Genomic DNA, 21,310 nt, shown 5'->3' on the forward strand with positions numbered 1-21,310 from the left:
GCAATTCAGATGCCGTCGCCATACTCAAACGTATGGTGTAGCCCGTTGAAATGCTGGTCCATATCCATCGACGGCTTATCGCTGCCCGGCTTGCCGACAATACGCGCCGGAACGCCTGCGGCGGTAGTGTGCGGCGGGACAGGCTGTAAAACGACGGAACCTGCGCCAATTTTCGCGCCGCGCCCCACCTCGATATTGCCGAGAATTTTCGCGCCCGCGCCAATCATCACGCCTTCGCGGATTTTAGGATGACGATCGCCGCTCGTTTTCCCGGTACCGCCCAGGGTGACGGATTGCAGGATCGACACATCATCCTCAATAACCGCCGTCTCCCCCACCACAATACCGGTGGCATGGTCGAGCATAATCCCGCGGCCAATTTTCGCTGCCGGGTGAATATCCACCTGAAACGAGACCGAAACCTGATTTTGCAGGAAGATAGCCAGCGCGCGGCGACCTTTATTCCACAACCAGTGACCAATGCGGTAGGCCTGTAGCGCATGAAAGCCTTTCAGATATAACAGCGGCGTGGAGTATTTATCCACCGCCGGATCGCGAGTGCGCACGGCCTGAATATCGCAGGCTGCCGACGCGATCATTTCCGGGTCGGCGGCATAGGCTTCTTCAACTACTTCACGGATAGCGATAGCGGGCATGATGGGCGAAGCCAGTTTATTTGCCAGCATATAGCTCAGCGCACTGCCCAGATTTTCATGCTTGAGTAGCGTGGCGTGATAAAAACTGGCCAACATAGGCTCACAGTCAGCTAAAGCGCGGGCTTCAGCTTTAATATTCTTCCAGACGATTTCCAGTTCTTCACACGGCATGGCTTACTCCAGACGGGCAGAAAACGACCAACCCGTTCTGTGCGGGTTGGGTCGTTTATGCAAACAGTTCCTTACGGCTAGTGGCGACTCAGCTCTTCCTTGCGGGCGCGACCTAATAACGTTAATGCTGCCTCGCGCGCGTTTTTTCCGCAATACAATACTTGATAAATTTCCTCGGTTATTGGCATTTCAACACCAAAACGGTGCGCCAATTCACGAACTTCTTTCGTATTGCGATAGCCTTCGACCACCTGGCCAATCTTATCCTGCGCGCCTTTAACGTCCATGCCCTGGCCAAGCATCATGCCAAAACGACGGTTGCGCGACTGGTTGTCGGTACAGGTCAGCACCAGATCGCCTAAACCCGCCATCCCCATAAAGGTGGCGGGATCGGCGCCAAGCGCTGCGCCAAGCCGCGACATTTCGGTCAGCCCACGCGTGATTAGCGCCGTGCGGGCGTTCGCGCCGAAGCCGATGCCGTCAGACATCCCCGCGCCAATCGCAATCACGTTTTTCACCGCGCCGCCAAGCTGCACGCCGATAAAATCCGCATTGATATAGACGCGAAAACTTTTTCCGCAGTGCAACAGTTGCTGGAGATCGTCGGCAAAGGTCTCATCGGTTGAGGCCAGCGAGATTGCCGTCGGCAAACCCGCCGCCAGCTCTTTAGCGAACGTCGGGCCGGAAATCACCGCCAGCGGGATTTGATCGCCTAACGCCTCGCGAGCGACATCCTGCAACAGGCGCCCCGTTTCCGCTTCCAGGCCTTTGGTCGCCCATACCAGACGCGCATCCGGACGCATCAGCGGTTTAATCTGCCGCAGCACGTCGCTGAAAACATGGCTTGGCACCACCACCAGAATGTTACGACTGGCCGCCAGCGCGGTTGCTAAGTCGCTTTCCAGGTGTAACGTATCGGGAAAAGGCACATCGGGAAGGAACGCGACGTTGCAGCGATCGTGCTCCAGGGTCGCGATATGTTTTGGGTCGTGGCCCCACAGGACAACCTGGTGGCCGTTTCTCGCCAGAGTGATGGCAAGAGCGGTGCCGTACGAGCCGGCACCGATGACTGTCATTGACGCATTACTTTGGTTCATCAGGCATCCTGATGTTCTTCAGTACCTTCGCCAGCCTGCTGCTGCAAATAGTTCATGAACAGCGCATCAAAGTTGACCGGCGCAAGGTTCAGTTGCGGGAACGTACCGCGTGAAACCAGGCTGGTGATGCACTCGCGAGCATACGGGAACAGAATGTTCGGGCAGTATGCGCCCAGGCAATGCGCCATCTGAGTACCTTCAATACCGCTGATGGAGAAAATACCGGCCTGCTGAACTTCGCACAGGAACGCGGTTTCTTCCCCCAGGGAAGCCGTTACGGTAACACGCAGCACAACTTCATAAACGTCATCCGCCAGTTGGGAAGATGCCGTATCAAGATCCAGTTTAACCTCTGGCTGCCAATCTTTCTGGAAAACATGCGGTGCGTTTGGCGCTTCGAAAGAAACATCCTTGGTATAGATACGTTGGATCTGGAAAGCCATTTCAGTGTTATTTTGTTCTGACATGTGTAAAACCCTTTAGTGTTGTCCTTAAATACTTGAGTACGCCTTAACGCAACAGCGGATCCAGTCCACCACGCGCATCCAGCGCATACAAGTCGTCACAACCGCCAATGTGCTGTGCATCAATAAAAATTTGCGGAACCGTCGTTCGGCCACTACGTTTGATCATCTCTTCACGCTTCACGGCGTCGCCGTCAATCGCAATTTCCTGGAAACTCACGCCCTTGCTGTTTAACAGCGCCTTTGCACGATGGCAAAACGGACAGGTTGCTTTGGTGTAGATTTCAATATTGGCCATGACTTCGCTCCTGTTTTTTACCCGATGGATTTCATGTCGACGCAAGGGCAAGTCATTCCCCTTACGTCATGAAAACGACGGGTAATCACTTACCGCGCACCAGAGGCAGATTCTCGCCGCTCCAGCCTGCTACGCCTTCTTTCAACACAAAGACCTTTTCAAAGCCGGCTTTTGTCAGCGCGTTAGCGGATTCCTGGCACTGCATACCTGAACCGTCGACCACGATAATCGGCTTGTCTTTGTGCTTTTCCAGTTCGCCAACATTGTTGGCTTTGATTTCGCTCGGCAGCAAATTGGTCGCGCCAGCGATATGGCCTTTACGGAAATCGTCACGTTGACGTAAATCCACAACAACGGCGTCCTCTTTGTTGATAAGGCGCGTGGCTTCGCCGCGTGTAATCACCTTAACTTTTGAAGTCAGACCTTTGAACGTGGTAAATAAAACCGCCACCAGTAACGCAATCCAGGCGATACTCAGTATGGGATGACGGCCAACAAATTGCATAATTTCTTGCATGGGGGGTAACAACTCCCGACGTAGTGATTAAAAAACCAGGAAAGGAGTATACCTGTGCAGTGGCGCAAATACAGCCAGAGCGTGCACTGGAATGCATTTTTGCGGGGCGCTACGAAAAAAAATCACGCTATTACTTGCCTTCTCACGCCAGCGCGATCCCTTTCTTTGATCTTCTGAGGCTATTTTATCGATTCAGCTGTAGTAAAATTACGCAATTATTTTGTCTATTGAGTATGAGGTTGTCGCAATGTCGGTTTCTAAAAAACCTATGGTACTGGTGATTCTGGATGGCTACGGCTACCGTGAAGAACAGCAGGATAACGCTATCTTAAACGCCAAAACCCCGGTGATGGATGCTCTGTGGGCAAAACGTCCGCATACCCTGATCGATGCATCCGGTCTGGAAGTGGGTCTGCCTGACCGCCAGATGGGCAACTCCGAAGTGGGCCACGTTAACCTGGGCGCAGGCCGCATCGTTTATCAGGACCTGACGCGTCTGGACGTTGAAATTAAAGAACGTACTTTCTTTGCTAACCCAGTCCTGACCAATGCGGTAGACCAGGCGAAAAACGCCGGTAAAGCGGTTCATATTATGGGTCTGCTGTCCGCGGGCGGCGTCCACAGCCACGAAGATCACATTATGGCGATGGTGGAACTGGCCGCAGAGCGCGGCGCAGAAAAAATCTATCTGCACGCCTTCCTCGACGGTCGCGACACGCCGCCGCGCAGCGCTGAAGCCTCGCTGAAAAAATTCGAAGACAAATTCGCCGCGCTGGGCAAAGGCCGCGTGGCGTCTATCGTCGGTCGTTACTACGCTATGGACCGCGACAACCGTTGGGATCGCGTGGAAAAAGCGTATGATCTGATGACCCTGGCCCAGGGCGAATTCCAGGCGGATACCGCTGTGGCTGGCCTGCAGGCCGCTTACGCTCGTGATGAAAACGATGAGTTTGTCAAAGCGACCGTTATCCGCGCCGAGGGCCAGGCTGATGCGGCGATGGAAGACGGCGACACGCTGATTTTCATGAACTTCCGCGCTGACCGCGCGCGCGAAATTACCCGCGCTTTCGTTAACGCTGATTTCGACGGCTTTGCGCGTAAGAAAGTGGTTAATCTGAACTTCGTGATGCTGACCGAATACGCCGCCGACATCAAAACTGCCGTTGCCTACCCACCAGCGTCGCTGGCGAATACCTTTGGCGAATGGATGGCGAAAAACGACAAAACCCAACTGCGTATTTCCGAAACGGAAAAATATGCGCACGTAACCTTTTTCTTTAACGGCGGCGTAGAAGAACCGTTTGCTGGTGAAGAGCGCATTCTGATCAACTCCCCGAAAGTGGCCACTTATGACCTGCAACCGGAAATGAGCTCTGCAGAATTGACTGAAAAATTGGTCGCGGCGATCGAAAGCGGTAAGTACGACACCATCATTTGTAACTATCCAAACGGCGATATGGTCGGTCATACCGGCGTGATGGAAGCCGCCATCAAAGCGGTGGAAGCGTTGGATAACTGCATTGAACAGGTAACAAAAGCGGTTGAGTCCGTTGGTGGACAACTGTTGATTACCGCGGACCACGGCAACGCGGAGCAGATGCGCGATCCGGCGACCGGTCAGGCGCATACCGCCCACACCAACCTGCCGGTGCCGCTGATTTATGTCGGCGAGAAAAACGTGAAGGCGGTCGAAGGCGGCAAACTTTCAGACATTGCGCCTACCATGCTGTCGCTGATGGGGATGGAAATCCCGCAAGAGATGACTGGTAAGCCGCTGTTCATCGTGGAATAATCCCTCCCCATGAGGGGAAAGGCGATTAACACCATTCAACAGGCCGTGAAACCAAGAACGTTTTCAGTCAGGCCTTTGTTCTACGCCAGCGTACTTAGCGCTGGCGTATTGTTGTGCGCCTTTTCCGCCCACGCGGATGACCGTGATCAACTCAAATCTATTCAGGCCGATATCGCCGCGAAAGAACGCGACGTACGCCAACAGCAGCAACAGCGCGCCAGCCTCCTGGCACAACTGAAAGCCCAGGAAGAGGCCATCTCGGCCGCAGCGCGTAAGCTGCGCGAAACGCAAAGCACTCTGGATCAGTTAAACGCGCAAATTGATGAGATGAACGCCTCAATTGCCAAACTGGAGCAGCAAAAAGCCAGCCAGGAGCGTAATCTTGCCGCGCAGTTGGACGCCGCTTTCCGCCAGGGCGAACACACCGGCATTCAGCTTATTCTTAGCGGAGAAGAAAGTCAGCGTGGGCAACGCCTGCAGGCCTACTTCGGCTATCTGAACCAGGCGCGCCAGGAGACTATCGCCGAACTGAAACAGACTCGCGAACAGGTCGCCACGCAAAAAGCCGAGCTGGAAGAGAAGCAAAGCCAACAACAAACGTTGCTGTATGAACAGCGCGCTCAGCAGGCGAAGCTGGAGCAGGCGCGTAATGAACGTAAGAAAACGCTTGCCGGACTGGAGTCGTCTATTCAGCAAGGCCAGCAACAGTTAAGCGAACTGCGCGCCAACGAATCACGCCTACGCAACAGTATCGCGCGGGCGGAAGCGGCGGCCAAAGCGCGAGCGGAGCGTGAAGCCCGCGAAGCGCAGGCGGTACGCGATAAGCAGCAGGAAGCCTCGCGTAAAGGCAGCACCTATAAGCCGACGGAAAGCGAGCGTTCGCTAATGTCCCGCACCGGCGGTCTGGGCGCGCCTCGCGGTCAGGCATACTGGCCGGTACGCGGCCCGATATTGCATCGCTATGGCGAACGGCTGCAGGGTGAGCTACGTTGGAAGGGGATGGTGATCGGCGCGTCGGAAGGCACCGAGGTCAAAGCCATCGCCGACGGCAGGGTGATTCTGGCGGACTGGCTGCAAGGTTATGGCCTGGTGGTGGTCGTGGAGCATGGTAAAGGCGATATGAGCCTTTACGGCTATAACCAGAGCGCGCTGGTCAGCGTAGGCGCGCAGGTGCGCGCCGGACAACCTATCGCCCTTGTGGGCAGTAGCGGCGGTCAGGGCAGACCTTCGCTTTATTTCGAAATTCGTCGCCAGGGTCAGGCCGTCAATCCACAGCCGTGGTTGGGAAGATAAGTTTTGCCTCAGTTTCGTCGCTCCATTCTCACGCTGGCCACTTTGCTGGCGTTTGCACATCCCGTTTTCGCTGGCAAGCTCGCCATCGTGATTGATGATTTTGGCTATCGCCCGCACACGGAAAACCAGGTTCTGGCGCTGCCGCCAAACATTTCCGTCGCCGTACTGCCCAACGCGCCGCACGCGCGCGAAATGGCAACTAAAGCGCACAACAGCGGGCATGAGGTATTAATCCATCTGCCGATGGCGCCGCTAAGCAAACAGCCGCTGGAGAAGGATACGCTGCGACCAGATATGAGCAGCGATGAGATCGAGCGCATTATCCGCGAGGCGGTAAACAACGTGCCGTATGCCGTCGGGCTTAATAACCACATGGGCAGCGCAATGACTTCCAGCCTGTTCGGTATGCAAAAAGTTATGCAGGCGCTGGAACATTACAATCTCTATTTTCTCGACAGCATGACGATTGGCAATAGCCAGGCGATGCGCGCGGCATCCGGTACGGGTGTGAAAGTGATCAAGCGCAAAGTGTTCCTCGACGATACGCAAAACGAGGCGGATATTCGCCGTCAGTTTAATCGCGCTATCGAACTGGCCCGTCGCAACGGTTCCGCTATCGCGATTGGACATCCGCATCCCGCAACGGTTCGCGTGCTGCAACAGATGGTTTATCGCCTGCCGGCGGATATCACCCTGGTACGCCCAGGCAGCCTGCTCAACGAACCGCAGGTAGATACGTCCCGACCTGATTTGATGCCGCAGAAAATTGACGCGCCGCGCAATCCCTTTCGCGGCGTGAAGATGTGCAAGCCGAAAAAACCGCTGCAACCGGTCTACGCTACGCGCTTTTTCAGCGTCATCGGCGAGAGCATTACGCAAAGTTCCGTGGTTGTCTGGTTTCAGCACCAGTGGCAAGGCTGGGGGAAAATCGCCGCGCCTAAAAACGTGAGCGCTAAGACAGATTGAGCGCCTTACGGGCCATACGACGGTGCGACAAGGTTTTGTCGCGCCATTGCCACAGCCGGAAAGACCAGAGCAGCGTCTGATAAGCCGCTTTCGCGCTGCGGACGTTAGCCATCATCCGTCTATACATGCCAGAAGTAAAAATTTCGGCAATCATACGCTGGCGGGTCAAAATATCAGGCTCTTTACGTACCGCATGACAAACGCGTAACGCTTCCCAGGTAATTTGCTGGCGAAACTCCGGGTAAATCGGAATACGCCGGGCATAATCACGATTGAGCTTTTCTAATAACCGCGTAATTTTAATATAATGCCGCTGATAATTAAGATTTTTATTGCCTTGTCTTTGCAAACGGCTTACCGAATTATCATGCAGGAAATATTTATATAATGATTGTTCGGTATAACGTACGCGCGTGGCATTAAACATAACTTCCGTCGACCATAATATGTCCTGATGATGTAGTCCGGGAACGAAAGTAATATTGTTATCGGTAATTAACGCACGTCGATAAACGCCCATCCAGACAACATGCGTCCAGCGCCGCGAGGCCAACGCCATACGCAACCAATCCGGTCCGCTTAATACCCCGGTGGAGCGCAGACGATCGGTCGGAATAGATTGCCAGGCGTGCCCGGTTTTTCGGACGCACCAGTCCGCGTTGCACTGCGCAACGTCCAGATCATCGTTAAGCGCCATGGTCATCAGCGTTTCATACATCTTCGGGTAGACCAGGTCATCTGCATCGACAAAGGCGACATAATCGCCGGTCGCTGCTTGCAGGCCAAGATTACGGGCGACAGATGCGCCAGCATTGGCCTGATGAAGCAGTCGAACATGCGGGTAATGTTCCGCGTAATGTTTTGCTATCTCAACGGAATGATCCGTCGATCCATCATTCACAATAATAATTTCCAGCGCCGACCACGTTTGCGCGATTAACGACGCCATGCAAGCATTAAAATCCGCTCCCGCATTATATAACGGGATAATGATACTCACTTTGGTTTTACTATTTTTCATAACGATTACCAGAAAAACCTTAATTTACCCTGCCTTTATACTGTGGCTCTATTAAGAAACTATTAAGTCGCCATAATTAATTTTTACAGTAAAAAACAAGCACAAAACTCAGAGTAGAGCGTGACGTTAGCGAGTAAAATAAGAGTAAAGCGCAATTACGAATGCTTGATGTCTATGACAATTCTTTACGGCTTTCCAGATTTTCCCTAACAAAAAAGGTTGGTGAATGACACCAACCTTTTACGATGAAACGTATAGAGACCCGATAAAATTATCGGGTCTCTATACATATTAATCCCAGCTCAGAATAACTTTTCCTGACTGGCCTGAACGCATGGCGTCAAAACCTTTCTGGAAATCATCAATAGAGAAACGATGGGTGATAATCGGTGACAGATCCAGACCGGACTGGATCAGCGCCGCCATTTTGTACCACGTTTCGAACATCTCACGACCATAAATACCTTTAATGAACAAGCCTTTAAAGATAACTTTTGTCCAGTCGATAGACATATCTGATGGCGGAATCCCCAGCATCGCAATACGACCGCCGTGATTCATGGTGTCCAGCATGGTACGAAACGCCGGCGGCGCGCCGGACATCTCCAGACCCACATCGAATCCTTCGGTCATTCCCAGCTCCGCCATGACGTCGTTCAGGCTCTCTTTCGCGACGTTGACCGCGCGGGTGACGCCCATTTTACGCGCCAGCTCCAGACGGTATTCATTAACGTCAGTAATCACCACATGACGCGCGCCGACATGTTTCGCCACCGCGGCGGCCATTACGCCGATTGGCCCCGCCCCCGATACCAGTACATCTTCGCCGACCAGATCGAAAGACAACGCCGTATGCACCGCATTACCAAACGGGTCGAAAATAGAGGCTAAATCATCAGAAATGTTATCCGGGATTTTAAACGCATTGAACGCCGGGATGACCAGGTATTCCGCGAAGCAGCCGGGACGGTTGACGCCCACGCCGGTGGTGTTGCGACACAGGTGAGTACGACCGCCACGGCAGTTGCGGCAATGACCGCAGGTGATATGACCTTCGCCGGAGACGCGATCGCCGATTTTAAAGCCTTTCACTTCCTGACCGATGCCGACCACTTCGCCGACATATTCATGCCCCACGACCATCGGAACCGGGATGGTTTTTTGCGACCAGTCATCCCAGTTATAGATGTGAACGTCAGTACCGCAGATGGCTGTTTTACGGATTTTAATCAGCAAATCGTTATGGCCGACTTCCGGTTCCGGAACGTCGGTCATCCAGATGCCCTCTTCCGCTTTCAGTTTGGATAACGCTTTCATCTTACATCCTCAGGCAATCACGCCCAGTTGTTTACCAATACGCGTGAACGCGTCTACCGCACGCGTAATTTGCTCAGGCGTATGCGCCGCAGACATCTGGGTACGAATACGCGCCTGACCTTTTGGTACGACCGGATAGAAGAAACCGGTAACGTAAATGCCCTCTTTTTGCAGTTCGCGGGCAAATTTCTGCGCGACAACCGCATCTCCCAGCATTACCGGGATGATGGCGTGATCCGCGCCTGCCAGCGTAAATCCCGCGGCAGACATCTGCTCACGGAACTGCCGGGCGTTCGCCCACAAGCGATCGCGCAGTTCTGCGCCCACTTCCACCATCTCTAACACTTTAATAGAAGCCGCCACAATCGCCGGCGCCAGTGAATTGGAGAACAGATATGGGCGGGAACGCTGACGCAACCACTCAACGACCTCTTTACGCGCCGCGGTATAGCCGCCGGATGCGCCGCCTAACGCTTTGCCCAGCGTACCGGTAATAATATCTACGCGGCCCATTACGTCGCAGTATTCATGGGAACCACGACCGTTTTCGCCGACAAAGCCTACCGCGTGAGAATCATCAACCATCACCAGCGCATCGTATTTATCGGCCAGATCACAGACGCCTTTCAGATTGGCGATGACGCCATCCATTGAGAACACGCCGTCGGTGGCGATCAGGACATGACGCGCGCCGGCCTCACGCGCCTCTTTCAGCCGCGCTTCCAGCTCAGCCATATCGTTGTTGGCATAGCGATAGCGCTTCGCTTTACACAAACGCACGCCGTCAATGATAGACGCGTGGTTCAGCGCGTCGGAAATAATAGCGTCTTCCGCGCCCAGCAACGTCTCAAACAAGCCGCCGTTAGCATCGAAACAGGAGGAATACAGAATCGCATCTTCCATGCCGAGGAAGCTTGCCAGCTTTTGCTCCAGCGCTTTGTGGCTGTCCTGGGTGCCGCAGATAAAACGCACGGACGCCATACCGAAACCGTGGCTGTCCATGCCCGCTTTTGCGGCATTAATCAGCTCAGGGTGATTCGCCAGCCCGAGATAGTTATTGGCGCAAAAGTTAATAACGTGGCTTCCATCCGCCACGGTGATATCCGCCTGCTGCGCAGACGTAATAATGCGCTCTTCTTTAAACAATCCTTCCGCTCGGGCGGTTTCCAGATCGTTGGTTAACTGTTTGTAAAAATCCCCACGCATTGCGATTCTCCAGACTGGGCAAATTTCAGCACATATTACCCAAAGCGATACGTTGATACGAGATGACGCGTCATCACTTCTTTAAAATGCAGCATAAATCACGCGTATCCTCACGGGTTATCAGTGAATGGATGAATAGTGTTATGATAAGAGCATTCATGTCTGAGACAGTCTCTGACACCATAATTCAAAGGTTACAGTTATGATCATCGTTACCGGCGGCGCGGGCTTTATCGGCAGCAATATCGTTAAAGCCCTGAATGATAAAGGTATCACCGATATTCTGGTGGTGGATAACCTGAAAGACGGCACCAAGTTTGTAAACCTGGTGGATCTGAACATTGCTGACTATATGGATAAGGAAGATTTCCTGATCCAGATTATGTCCGGAGAAGAGCTCGGCGATATCGAAGCTATTTTCCATGAAGGCGCCTGCTCTTCCACCACCGAGTGGGACGGCAAGTATATGATGGATAATAACTATCAATACTCCAAAGAGCTGCTGCACTATTGTCTTGAACGCGAAATCCCGTTCCTCTACGCCTCTTCTGCCGCCACCTATGGCGGTCGCACGTCTGATTTCATCGAATCGCGCGAATACGAAAAACCGCTTAACGTTTACGGCTATTCTAAATTCCTGTTTGATGAATATGTGCGCCAGATCCTGCCAGAAGCGAACTCGCAGATTGTCGGTTTCCGCTATTTCAACGTCTATGGACCACGTGAAGGCCATAAAGGCAGCATGGCAAGCGTGGCATTTCATCTGAATACACAGTTAAACAACGGCGAAAGCCCGAAACTGTTTGAAGGCAGCGAAAACTTCAAGCGCGACTTCGTTTACGTGGGCGATGTGGCCGCCGTTAACCTGTGGTTCCTGGAAAGCGGTAAGTCCGGCATCTTTAACCTGGGCACAGGCCGTGCGGAATCTTTCCAGGCCGTCGCCGACGCGACGCTGGCATACCATAAAAAAGGCAGCATTGAATACATTCCGTTCCCGGATAAGCTGAAAGGTCGCTATCAGGCGTTTACGCAGGCGGATTTAACCAATCTACGCAACGCGGGCTATGACAAACCCTTTAAGACCGTCGCCGAAGGCGTCACGGAGTATATGGCCTGGCTGAACCGCGACGCGTAAGTATGAAAATTTTGGTCATTGGCCCGTCCTGGGTGGGCGACATGATGATGTCGCAAAGTCTCTATCGCACGCTTAAAGCGCGCTATCCCCAGGCGATAATCGACGTGATGGCGCCAGCCTGGTGCCGTCCGTTGTTATCGCGTATGCCGGAAGTTAACGAGGCGATACCCATGCCGCTGGGCCACGGCGCGCTGGAAATCGGCGAGCGCCGCAGATTGGGCCATAGCCTGCGAGAGAAGCGCTACGATCGCGCCTGGGTGCTGCCAAATTCGTTTAAATCGGCGCTGATTCCTTTCTTTGCCAATATCCCGCACCGTACCGGCTGGCGCGGCGAAATGCGCTATGGCCTGCTGAACGATGCGCGCGTCCTTGATAAAGACGCCTGGCCACTGATGGTGGAGCGCTACGTGGCGCTGGCCTATGACAAGGGCGTGATGCGCACGGCGAAAGATCTGCCGCAGCCGCTACTCTGGCCACAGCTCCAGGTTAGCGAGGGTGAAAAGTCGTTGATGTGCAGCGACTTTTCACTATCTTCTGAACGTCCTCTGATCGGCTTTTGCCCCGGCGCAGAATTTGGCCCGGCAAAACGTTGGCCGCACTATCACTACGCCGAACTGGCAAAACAGCTCATTAACGAAGGGTATCAGGTCGTACTGTTTGGCTCGGCAAAAGACCATGAAGCCGGAAATGAGATCCTGGCGGCGCTGAATAGCGAGCAGCAGGCATGGTGTCGCAACCTGGCGGGGGAAACCCAGCTGGAACAGGCCGTCATTCTGATAGCCGCCTGTAAAGCCATCGTCACCAACGATTCCGGGCTGATGCACGTCGCGGCGGCGCTCGACCGTCCGCTGGTCGCCTTGTATGGCCCAAGTAGCCCGGATTTCACGCCGCCGCTGTCTCATAAGGCCCGGGTGATTCGTCTCATTACGGGTTATCACAAAGTGCGTAAAGGTGATACGGCGCAAGGCTATCACCAGAGCCTGATCGATATCACGCCGCAGCGGGTTCTGGAAGAGCTTCATTCGCTGTTGTCGGAAGAGGGCGTTTAATGCGGGTTTTGATCGTTAAAACATCATCGATGGGCGACGTATTACATACCCTGCCTGCGCTTACCGACGCGCAACAGGCGATTCCGGGGATTCAATTTGATTGGGTTGTCGAAGAAGGGTTTGCACAAATTCCGTCCTGGCACAGTGCTGTCGATCGCGTGATTCCCGTCGCTATTCGCCGTTGGCGCAAAGCCTGGTTTTCCGCGCCCATTAAAGCGGAACGCACAGCCTTTCATCGGGCGGTATGCGCATACCAATACGACGCTGTGATTGATGCGCAGGGGCTGGTAAAAAGCGCGGCGCTGGTGACGCGTCTGGCGCATGGGATAAAGCACGGTATGGACTGGAGTACCGCCCGCGAACCGCTGGCCAGCCTGTTTTATAACCGTAAACACCATATCGCAAAGCAACAACATGCGGTTGAACGGACGCGCGAGCTGTTCGCCAAAAGCCTGGGATACGATAAACCACAGTCGCAGGGCGATTATGCCATCGCAAAACATTTTCTGCATTGCCAGCAGGCGGTTAGCGATCCGTATGCGGTGTTTTTACATGCCACGACCCGCGATGATAAACACTGGCCGGAAGCAAACTGGCGCGAGCTTATCGGCCTGGTGGGCAACACCGGATTACGGATAAAACTTCCCTGGGGCGCGCCTCATGAGGAGGCCCGTGCTAAACGACTGGCCGAAGGCTTTGACTATGTGGATGTGTTACCGCGCATGAGCCTGGAGGAGGTCGCCAGAGTGCTGGCTGGCGCAAAATTTGTCGTATCGGTTGATACCGGCCTGAGCCATCTCACCGCCGCGCTCGACAGACCGAATATTACGCTATATGGCCCAACGGACCCTGGGTTAATTGGAGGTTATGGGAAGAACCAAATGGCATGCTGCTCACCAGAACAGAACCTGGCGAATTTAGATGCCACAAGCGTATTTGGAAAGATTCATTAAAGAGACTCTGTCTCATCCCAAACCTATTGTGGAGAAAAGATGCTAACCACATCATTAACGTTAAATAAAGAGAAATGGAAACCGATCTGGAATAAAGCGCTGGTTTTTCTTTTTGTTGCCACGTATTTTCTGGATGGTATTACGCGTTATAAACATTTGATAATCATACTTATGGTTATCACCGCGATTTATCAGGTCTCACGCTCACCGAAAAGTTTCCCCCCTCTTTTCAAAAATAGCGTATTTTATAGCGTAGCAGTATTATCATTAATCCTTGTTTATTCCATACTCATATCGCCAGATATGAAAGAAAGTTTCAAGGAATTTGAAAATACGGTACTGGAGGGCTTCTTATTATATACTTTATTAATTCCCGTACTATTAAAAGATGAAACAAAAGAAACGGTTGCGAAAATATTACTTTTCTCCTTTTTAACAAGTTTAGGACTTCGCTGCCTTGCAGAGAGTATTCTATATATCGAGGACTATAATAAAGGGATTATGCCATTCATGAGCTATGCGCATCGACATATGTCCGATTCCATGGTTTTCTTATTTCCAGCATTATTGAATATTTGGCTGTTTAGAAAAAATGCACTTAAGTTGGTTTTTTTGGTGCTTAGCGCTATCTATCTTTTCTTTATCCTGGGAACCCTATCGCGAGGGGCATGGTTGGCGGTGCTCATAGTAGGTGCGCTGTGGGCAATACTGAATCGCCAATGGAAGTTAATAGGAGTCGGTGCCATTTTATTAGCCATCATCGGCGCTTTGGTTATCACTCAACATAATAACCAATCAGATTCAGAACATTTACTGTATAAATTACAGCAGACAGATAGCTCATCTCGTTATACTAACGGAACCCAGGGCACCGCGTGGATACTGATTCAGGAAAACCCGATCAAGGGCTACGGCTATGGTAATGATGTGTATGATGGTGTTTATAATAAACGCGTTGTCGATTATCCAACGTGGACCTTTAAAGAATCTATCGGTCCGCATAATACCATTCTGTACATCTGGTTTAGTGCAGGCATATTGGGTCTGGCGAGTCTGGCCTATTTATATGGCGCTATCATCAGGGAAACAGCCAGCTCTACCTTCAGGAAAGCAGAGATAAGCCCCTACAATGCTCATCTCTTGCTATTTTTATCTTTCGTCGGTTTTTATATCGTTCGTGGCAATTTTGAACAGGTCGATATTGCTCAAATTGGTATCATTACCGGTTTTCTGCTGGCGCTAAGAAATAGATAAAAAAACGCGCTGATACTTATTACGGTATCAGCGCGTTTTTCATCATCCGGGCTCAATCACTTATCAAACCAGCTTTTCATTTGTTCCTCGAAAAGCTGCGCTACATTTTCCCAACTATATTTTGAAAACACCAGGGATTTTGCTTTTTCGGCAATCTGGTGGCGTTCCTCATCAGCAAGCGCACGGTTAATATCATTAATTATACTGTCGCTCGACATAGGCTCTGCGAGGTGATAGCCCGTTATGCCATCTAACAAAAATTCGCTAATCCCCCCTTTTTTGCTGGCAAGAACCGCTTTTCCTGCTGCCATCGCTTCTACAGCCACCATGCAAAATGCTTCTTCAACCTGAGACGGCACAATAACCAGATCGGCTATATGATAGAAGTTATGCATCTGGTCGGGAGATTGCCCCCCAGCCATAATACAATCCGTTCCAATCTCTTTTGCGGCGTCCAGTACTTTCTTTTGATACTCTGCTTTTTCACCCTTGCGGCTTGCATAAGGATCGCCAACAACGACAAGTTTAATATTACTTCTTAAGGTACGTAATTGTTTGAACGCCTGCAAAAGCAACAGGATGCCTTTATCAGGCGAAATTCTCCCGGCATATAAGAGAACGGTGGCATCTTCCGCAATATTTAATTGCTGACGAAGATTATCTTGTGGGTTTCTTTTATAAGTCTCAGCACAAAAACCATTAGGTACAATACTAACAGCAGCGGCGGGCAATCTTTCTTCATAAAACGCTTTAAGAAACTGACTGGGTACGATAATTTTTGCATCCTTATCAGGAAGTTCTGGTTCAAATGCGTTATGCATGTGCATAACCAGTTTTGCATTCGGATTGCGCTCTCTGATCTGCCGATACAGTTTCATACTATTATGAATAACAATGACGCTATCTTCCTGGGTAGTCACTTTATCTCTAATATTAAGGATGCGCTGGGAATAGGGTAATGGGTCGAGACGAGTCCATTTCTGAAAAAGACGCTTATAAACTTTACTAAACCCAATGTAATGAATATCACAGTTATCGTTTATTTTATTATATTCAGGATAGCCAGCATTCTTTATACAAGCAATAGCATTCGGTATTGATAGTCGTTTTGCAACCTGGTAAATCCAGGTTTCTACCGCAGCCGCGCCACGTGGAGGAATTGAAAATATAGGAGTAACAGTAAATATGATTTTTTTAATCATAATAGCTATAATCCAGAATAGTTAACTTTATAGAAAAAGAAATGTTATAGAAAAAGAAATGCGTGCCGAAGCAACGCAAAATAATGATTTATCTAGTATCTAGACAATTTTATCGTAATATATTTCATCCTCAAGTTCCGAGGCTGTAATATATGGAATAATATCGTAATGAATTGCAGTATCATCTGATAAATTAAAGATATTTAAATCACTCACATTTTTTCTCATAAAAGTAAAAAATGGCAGTATTTTAAACAGGTCTTTACTAAGCTCAGATGGCATAGGGCTGGTAGATTCGTCATAGAAACGTGGGCAACTCCCTGTTAAGTCAAGCCCAGAACATATAATACGACCATACTTAAGGGAATAGGCAACCTGAATAGCGGTATAAGCAATAGTATGGCAAGAGCAATACCCGATGCTGATATCCTTGCAAAATCCAGCCAGTCGTCCTCTTTTCGAAAGAGGAACTGAAATAAGTAATGCTTTATGAACCCGCTTGAGGATATTAAATTTAATTTTCTTTAAAAAGCCCCCTTTTTCTCGGCGATAAAAGGAGCGAATAATTAAACAGTTCTCTTCAATATATTTTTGATCATCCACTGAAGCCTGTTCGTACACATCAAGATTGACGATAGTGAACTGACTGTTACGGCTAAAGTTATAAAAATCTTCGCGCCGACGATGGAGGAAGCGAACATCCGTCAGAAGGTACAAAAATGGCTTGACGTTATTGTTTAGCAAATATTGAACAGAACCATTGACTGCAATGACATCTTTCATTCGTAACAAGGACAGCGGCGTCTTTCTGGACGTAGGACCAGAAAGAAAAATAATACAATCTTCAGCCGTTCTTTTCGCAATAAGTTGCAGAACATCGGCGTGAGTTATGAAGTTAACGCTGCCCATAAAAAACTCGTATGTTTATCATGCAACCTATAAATAAATGTTATATTCAATAACTAATATTACATCTCAAATTCTCTCAAGTATGTCATAACGCTGCAGCAAATAAAAGTCAGTCAGCCCCTTAAATTAAACCAAACGTGCTACATTGATCAGCGCTTTTCCTTACCCTTAATACGACGAAGGAAATTTCGAAGTTTTTTCTTATAAATCAATAAGTAAAATCCGATATCTCTCACATTATTTTTGATACCATAATGTCTTTCTAAATCAATACGATCCTTTGCTTTTCGTTGTCTGGAAGGTCTTTTTCCGGACAAATCGATAATCCTGATCTCATTGCCTTGCAGGATAAAGTTACCTTTATGGGGATCGCCCGAAACCATACCATGCTGATGCAGAGAATATATCGACTGTTTGATTTTCCCTCTCACCTCGTCAGAAATTTCTGGCATATCAACAAGTTCAATACCTTCAATATACTCAATTATCATCACGTATGTTTTTACATAGCGTAATGTTTTAATTTCCGCCAGCAGGTAAAAATCGTTAAGCGCTGCAAACCCTTCACGCCGCACACGATCTGTCTGATGAAAAAGCTTTTCGTAGTAATCTCCTTTTACTAACGATTTGAAAAAGCGTTCAGTATTTTTTACTTTTGGGCTAAACACTTTGAGAATATATTTTCCGTAGTCTGTATTAATCAATACAACTTTTGTATCTTCTATATTACGGAAGACTTTAATAACCTGATGATTATAAGATAGAAAATCTTTGAATATCTCAATGTATTTTTCACCGTCTTTTTTGACAAAGACGGTATAGTTTTTAACCTTTTTTTCAATAATCATAATGGAGATTTAGGGAAGAGAATTATTTGTGGAAAAGTTTACGATAAAGATATGCGCTTCCAGCCAGAAGGCCTTTAAAATAATGACCTTGCACGAGAAGATGTTTATATCGCTTCTTAAATTCGACTATGGTACGCGCATCTTTTGCGGGAAAATCTTTCCAGGGCGAGTTCAGTCGTGCATTTTTATAATAGATAACTGAAGGATAGTTTGCCCAAGCATGCCATGGTTTTGTAGCGCCCGTATAATGAATTAAAATAGTATTATCATTAATTATATTTCTATATTTTTTATGTGACTTATCTTTCAACTCACTTTTAATAGTATAAATAGTATTATACGGTCGCGGTAGAAAAATGACTTTATCCTGTAGGAGAATATTCAAAACATCCTGATCGGGATATTTAAAAGAGTCAGCTTCTTTACCTGCCAGAAGTAAAAATGCCTTTTCAGTTAAGGCATTCTCTTTCCATAATTTCAGGTTAACAAAAACCACGCCGGAGTTAAAATAACCACCTTGTAAATTAAATGCTCTTAATCTCTCATTTACCTTATTCTGGATGGAATCAACATCTTTTACGACCGCAGCAATCTTCTCTGTCAAATCAAGCTGTAGAAGATCTTGCAAAGATCCTTTGCATACAACATCGGCATCCAAATAAAGTAGTGTATTTACCTTCTTGCTGAGATAATCGAAAGCAAATAAACGAAAATACATTGCTCTCGACCATACTTTAGTTTGAGGCAATACCTCAAGGCTTTCTACTTTAATAAGATAAAGAGAAATTTTTATGTGATGCTGTACGGCTAAACGCTCTATATATTTTACAAAACACGGGGAGTATGAATCACAAATAATGTGAAAAGCGAGCGGGATATTATTGTTTAATACAACTGAAGCGATTGATACCCCCACACCATCAAGATAGTTTTCATCAACCCCATAAGAAATGTTTAATACGTTATCATCATTATTATTATTACTTTCATCAAAAACTTTATATTCAGCTATTTCTATCTCAGGAAATGAATCCATTACATCACCTATGGGTTTTATTCAAGAAGTTTACGTTTAAAGTAGGCTATATAATAATTTATACCCGAAGTATAATGCTTCTGATTAAACATATGCTTTGCCGCATAACGTAACTGATGGCTAGTGACTGGATTTAAAAGTGCACAATGAGACCATGGTGAGTTGCTCTTAGCCTGTAAAAAATATTGTGACACAGGGTAAGCCCCCCAACTATGCCAGGGCTTCGTTGGTCCGATATAATGAACAAATACAGTCTCAGCATCGACTGGATTAATAACTGAATCTTTTAATTCATAGTTAAGACTAAATTGTGTATTAAATTTTTTATCAACAAAACGCGCTTTATTCACTAACAATATATTTAATACATCCTGATCAAGGTGCGTTATGCGCTGTACTACCTCCGGATCTTTTAGCATTTCAATCGCTTTTTTAGAGATATTTTCTGCGGTCCAAAGAGGTATGTTAATTAAAATAAAACCGGCATTAAAATAGCCAGAAACCAGCCCAGGCGTTGCCAGGCTAACCGAGCGCTTAGTCCACCATTCCAACTCGCCTTCAGCAACGACAGCCGCAATCTCATTTTCAGCGAAATTAAGATCAATAAGTTCCTGAATACTCCCCTTACATGCAATATCTGCATCCAGATAAAGTACTCTATCTGTTTTATCTGAAAAATAATCGGCGATAATGAATCTAAAGTATGTTGCATAGGTCCAGTTTTTGGTACTGGGTAGCGATTTTAAGCGCTCACAGTCGATTAGGTAAACAACAATCTGCGTAGCGTACTGTTTTGCTAATGCCTCAAATCGCTGCTGGTCTTCAGAGCCAAAGAAATCGGTAAAAACATGGAAAGCTAACGCCTTCTCTGGGTTAGCGAGGAGAACCGATGCAATAGAGACACCACAGCCAAAAAGAAAGTTTTTATCAATCCCATAAGCTATATTAAATTTAGCAGCATCACTATGTTGTGCATAGTTATAATCTAAAGTCTGTTGAATGACTTCTTCTTCAAAATATTTTCTGCTCATAGTGATCACTTTTGTAATTTCGAGAATATCGCATTATTAAAATTTTTAAAATATAGCACATCGTAAAATCTCTCAATCGTGCCGGGAATAATATCATGCTGATATTTTACCTCACCAGAAATAACACGATTAAGGTGTCCTACAAAATCATCTATAGCCCCCGGGGTGTAAAGCTCACCATTCAAACCGGGTTTAATCATATCGCGCGGGCCAGACATACAATCAGAACTAATACATGGAATTCCATATGACATTGCTTCCAGCAGGGTCATGGGAAATCCCTCAAACGCAGAGGTAAGTAGTAACGCGGTGACATTTTTTATTTTTTGCTGTACGACTTGCCACGGCGCGCTTTGCCAACCATACCAGATCACACGCTGCTCAATACCAAGCTCCCGACTATAGGCCTGGCACTTTTCAAAATCTGAGCCATCACCAATAATATGTAACTGCCATTCCCCTGTCGTACGAGCTAAGCCATCAAATAAATCTTTAACTCTTTTCTGCCCTTCAAATTTAAGACGCCCTACATAGAGAAATACAGCGGGTTTATCACGCTCAGGCGGCGGCACAATGATTGTTTTAATAGAGACAGGATTATAAACGACGCTAATATCTTGCGCTGAGATACCCCGTGCCATCATCTGTTCTTTAATACCACTACTGATGGCCAGATGATAATCCGCGTACGTTATACATTCTGCATGTTTTTTATGGTCGAGCGAAAAATGCGGCCACGAGAAAATAGTAAACTGTTTACCACTTTTCTTTCGTGCTTTATTGGCATAAAGACATGAGATGACATCAATACATATCACAATATCTGGTGACGTTTCTTTCAGCCACTGACTAAAATTATAAACATGCTTAGCTCGACGAAGGAAACTTAATTTTATATTTGAGAATGATTGCGCATATTTAATCTCTTTTAGCCATGCTTTATCCATTTTGTCATTACGACAAAAGAAAAACATTTCACAGTTGATTTTCGGAGAGCTATTTTCAAACGTATAGATAACGTTGCTAATAACGGTTTCCATCCCTCCAAAACCGGATACCGCTTCGCCAATAAAAGCTATTTTCATATATACCCCA

Annotated in this window: 21 protein-coding genes; 7 read left to right on the forward strand and 14 right to left on the reverse strand. The window is 48.3% G+C overall.

Annotation, left to right across the window (positions count from 1 at the left end; all coding sequences use genetic code 11):
* Positions 1-5 precede the first annotated feature (5 nt).
* The 5 genes from cysE to ACLJPQ_RS13185 all read right to left on the reverse strand — a co-directional run bounded on the left by cysE (position 6) and on the right by ACLJPQ_RS13185 (position 3,203).
* Positions 6-827: a serine O-acetyltransferase gene (cysE, locus tag ACLJPQ_RS13165; protein ID WP_001112114.1), complete on the reverse strand. Its 822-nt coding sequence runs from the start codon at positions 825-827 to the stop codon at positions 6-8.
* A gap of 77 nt (positions 828-904) precedes the next feature.
* Positions 905-1,924: an NAD(P)H-dependent glycerol-3-phosphate dehydrogenase gene (gpsA, locus tag ACLJPQ_RS13170; protein WP_001076596.1), complete on the reverse strand. Its 1,020-nt coding sequence runs from the start codon at positions 1,922-1,924 to the stop codon at positions 905-907.
* Entirely contained in the window at positions 1,924-2,391 is a 468-nt protein-coding gene (secB, locus tag ACLJPQ_RS13175) for a protein-export chaperone SecB (protein WP_000003370.1), read from the reverse strand. The genes gpsA and secB overlap by 1 nt, the downstream gene beginning before the upstream one ends.
* 43 nt (positions 2,392-2,434) lie before the next feature.
* Complete coding sequence (gene grxC, locus ACLJPQ_RS13180; protein ID WP_001273795.1) at positions 2,435-2,686, reverse strand: glutaredoxin 3; 252 nt, start codon at positions 2,684-2,686, stop codon at positions 2,435-2,437.
* An 85-nt stretch (positions 2,687-2,771) separates the two neighbouring features.
* On the reverse strand, positions 2,772-3,203 hold the full coding sequence (locus ACLJPQ_RS13185; RefSeq protein ID WP_001156179.1) for a rhodanese-like domain-containing protein: 432 nt from the start codon (positions 3,201-3,203) through the stop codon (positions 2,772-2,774).
* Between the two features lie 247 nt (positions 3,204-3,450).
* On the opposite strand from ACLJPQ_RS13185, the gene gpmM reads away from it, so the two are divergent.
* From gpmM to ACLJPQ_RS13200, 3 genes are read left to right on the forward strand one after another with little or no spacing between them, the layout of a single operon-like run.
* On the forward strand, positions 3,451-4,995 hold the full coding sequence (gene gpmM / locus ACLJPQ_RS13190) for a 2,3-bisphosphoglycerate-independent phosphoglycerate mutase (protein WP_000116576.1): 1,545 nt from the start codon (positions 3,451-3,453) through the stop codon (positions 4,993-4,995).
* A gap of 33 nt (positions 4,996-5,028) precedes the next feature.
* Positions 5,029-6,288, forward strand: coding sequence for a murein hydrolase activator EnvC (gene envC, locus ACLJPQ_RS13195; protein WP_058814511.1), 1,260 nt, complete (start codon positions 5,029-5,031; stop codon positions 6,286-6,288).
* Between the two features lie 3 nt (positions 6,289-6,291).
* Entirely contained in the window at positions 6,292-7,254 is a 963-nt protein-coding gene (locus ACLJPQ_RS13200; RefSeq protein ID WP_001135509.1) for a divergent polysaccharide deacetylase family protein, read from the forward strand.
* On the opposite strand, the gene ACLJPQ_RS13205 is transcribed toward ACLJPQ_RS13200, so the two are convergent.
* From ACLJPQ_RS13205 to kbl, 3 genes are all read right to left on the reverse strand, one after another.
* Positions 7,241-8,275 carry a glycosyltransferase gene (locus tag ACLJPQ_RS13205; protein WP_000798190.1) on the reverse strand — a complete coding sequence of 345 codons (1,035 nt, stop codon included), beginning with the start codon at positions 8,273-8,275 and terminating at the stop codon, positions 7,241-7,243. The genes ACLJPQ_RS13200 and ACLJPQ_RS13205 overlap by 14 nt on opposite strands.
* Before the next feature lie 291 nt (positions 8,276-8,566).
* Complete coding sequence (gene tdh / locus ACLJPQ_RS13210) at positions 8,567-9,592, reverse strand: L-threonine 3-dehydrogenase (RefSeq protein ID WP_000645990.1); 1,026 nt, start codon at positions 9,590-9,592, stop codon at positions 8,567-8,569.
* Between the two features lie 9 nt (positions 9,593-9,601).
* Complete coding sequence (gene kbl / locus ACLJPQ_RS13215) at positions 9,602-10,798, reverse strand: glycine C-acetyltransferase (protein WP_001213792.1); 1,197 nt, start codon at positions 10,796-10,798, stop codon at positions 9,602-9,604.
* A 202-nt stretch (positions 10,799-11,000) separates the two neighbouring features.
* Between kbl and rfaD the strand changes: the two genes are divergently transcribed.
* The 4 genes from rfaD to rfaL are packed head-to-tail and all read left to right on the forward strand — an operon-like array spanning position 11,001 to position 15,189.
* On the forward strand, positions 11,001-11,933 hold the full coding sequence (rfaD, locus tag ACLJPQ_RS13220) for an ADP-glyceromanno-heptose 6-epimerase (protein ID WP_000587771.1): 933 nt from the start codon (positions 11,001-11,003) through the stop codon (positions 11,931-11,933).
* Between the two features lie 2 nt (positions 11,934-11,935).
* Complete coding sequence (rfaF, locus tag ACLJPQ_RS13225) at positions 11,936-12,982, forward strand: ADP-heptose--LPS heptosyltransferase RfaF (protein WP_000699196.1); 1,047 nt, start codon at positions 11,936-11,938, stop codon at positions 12,980-12,982.
* Positions 12,982-13,935 (forward strand): lipopolysaccharide heptosyltransferase RfaC, encoded by a 954-nt coding sequence (rfaC, locus tag ACLJPQ_RS13230; RefSeq protein WP_001264614.1) that lies wholly within the window; start codon positions 12,982-12,984, stop codon positions 13,933-13,935. The genes rfaF and rfaC overlap by 1 nt, the downstream gene beginning before the upstream one ends.
* A gap of 39 nt (positions 13,936-13,974) precedes the next feature.
* Entirely contained in the window at positions 13,975-15,189 is a 1,215-nt protein-coding gene (gene rfaL / locus ACLJPQ_RS13235; protein ID WP_000958454.1) for an O-antigen ligase RfaL, read from the forward strand.
* Between the two features lie 56 nt (positions 15,190-15,245).
* On the opposite strand, the gene ACLJPQ_RS13240 is transcribed toward rfaL, so the two are convergent.
* From ACLJPQ_RS13240 to waaB, 6 genes are all read right to left on the reverse strand, one after another.
* A complete protein-coding gene (locus ACLJPQ_RS13240) occupies positions 15,246-16,391 on the reverse strand; it encodes a lipopolysaccharide N-acetylglucosaminyltransferase (RefSeq protein WP_000591816.1) in 1,146 nt (381 codons plus the stop codon).
* 99 nt (positions 16,392-16,490) lie between these two features.
* Complete coding sequence (gene waaZ, locus ACLJPQ_RS13245; RefSeq protein WP_000536017.1) at positions 16,491-17,300, reverse strand: 3-deoxy-D-manno-oct-2-ulosonate III transferase WaaZ; 810 nt, start codon at positions 17,298-17,300, stop codon at positions 16,491-16,493.
* 149 nt (positions 17,301-17,449) lie between these two features.
* Positions 17,450-18,148, reverse strand: a complete 699-nt coding sequence (rfaY, locus tag ACLJPQ_RS13250; protein ID WP_000582820.1) for a lipopolysaccharide core heptose(II) kinase RfaY — start codon at positions 18,146-18,148, stop codon at positions 17,450-17,452.
* 22 nt (positions 18,149-18,170) lie between these two features.
* A complete protein-coding gene (gene rfaJ, locus ACLJPQ_RS13255; protein WP_000376872.1) occupies positions 18,171-19,184 on the reverse strand; it encodes a lipopolysaccharide 1,2-glucosyltransferase RfaJ in 1,014 nt (337 codons plus the stop codon).
* A gap of 17 nt (positions 19,185-19,201) precedes the next feature.
* Positions 19,202-20,215, reverse strand: a complete 1,014-nt coding sequence (gene waaO, locus ACLJPQ_RS13260) for a lipopolysaccharide 3-alpha-galactosyltransferase (RefSeq protein ID WP_000088475.1) — start codon at positions 20,213-20,215, stop codon at positions 19,202-19,204.
* A gap of 5 nt (positions 20,216-20,220) precedes the next feature.
* Positions 20,221-21,300: a lipopolysaccharide 1,6-galactosyltransferase gene (waaB, locus tag ACLJPQ_RS13265; RefSeq protein WP_000683990.1), complete on the reverse strand. Its 1,080-nt coding sequence runs from the start codon at positions 21,298-21,300 to the stop codon at positions 20,221-20,223.
* Positions 21,301-21,310 lie beyond the last annotated feature (10 nt).

Source organism: Salmonella sp. SAL04213 (genome assembly GCF_046550535.1).
In the GTDB taxonomy this organism is placed as follows: Bacteria; Pseudomonadota; Gammaproteobacteria; order Enterobacterales; family Enterobacteriaceae; genus Salmonella; species Salmonella enterica.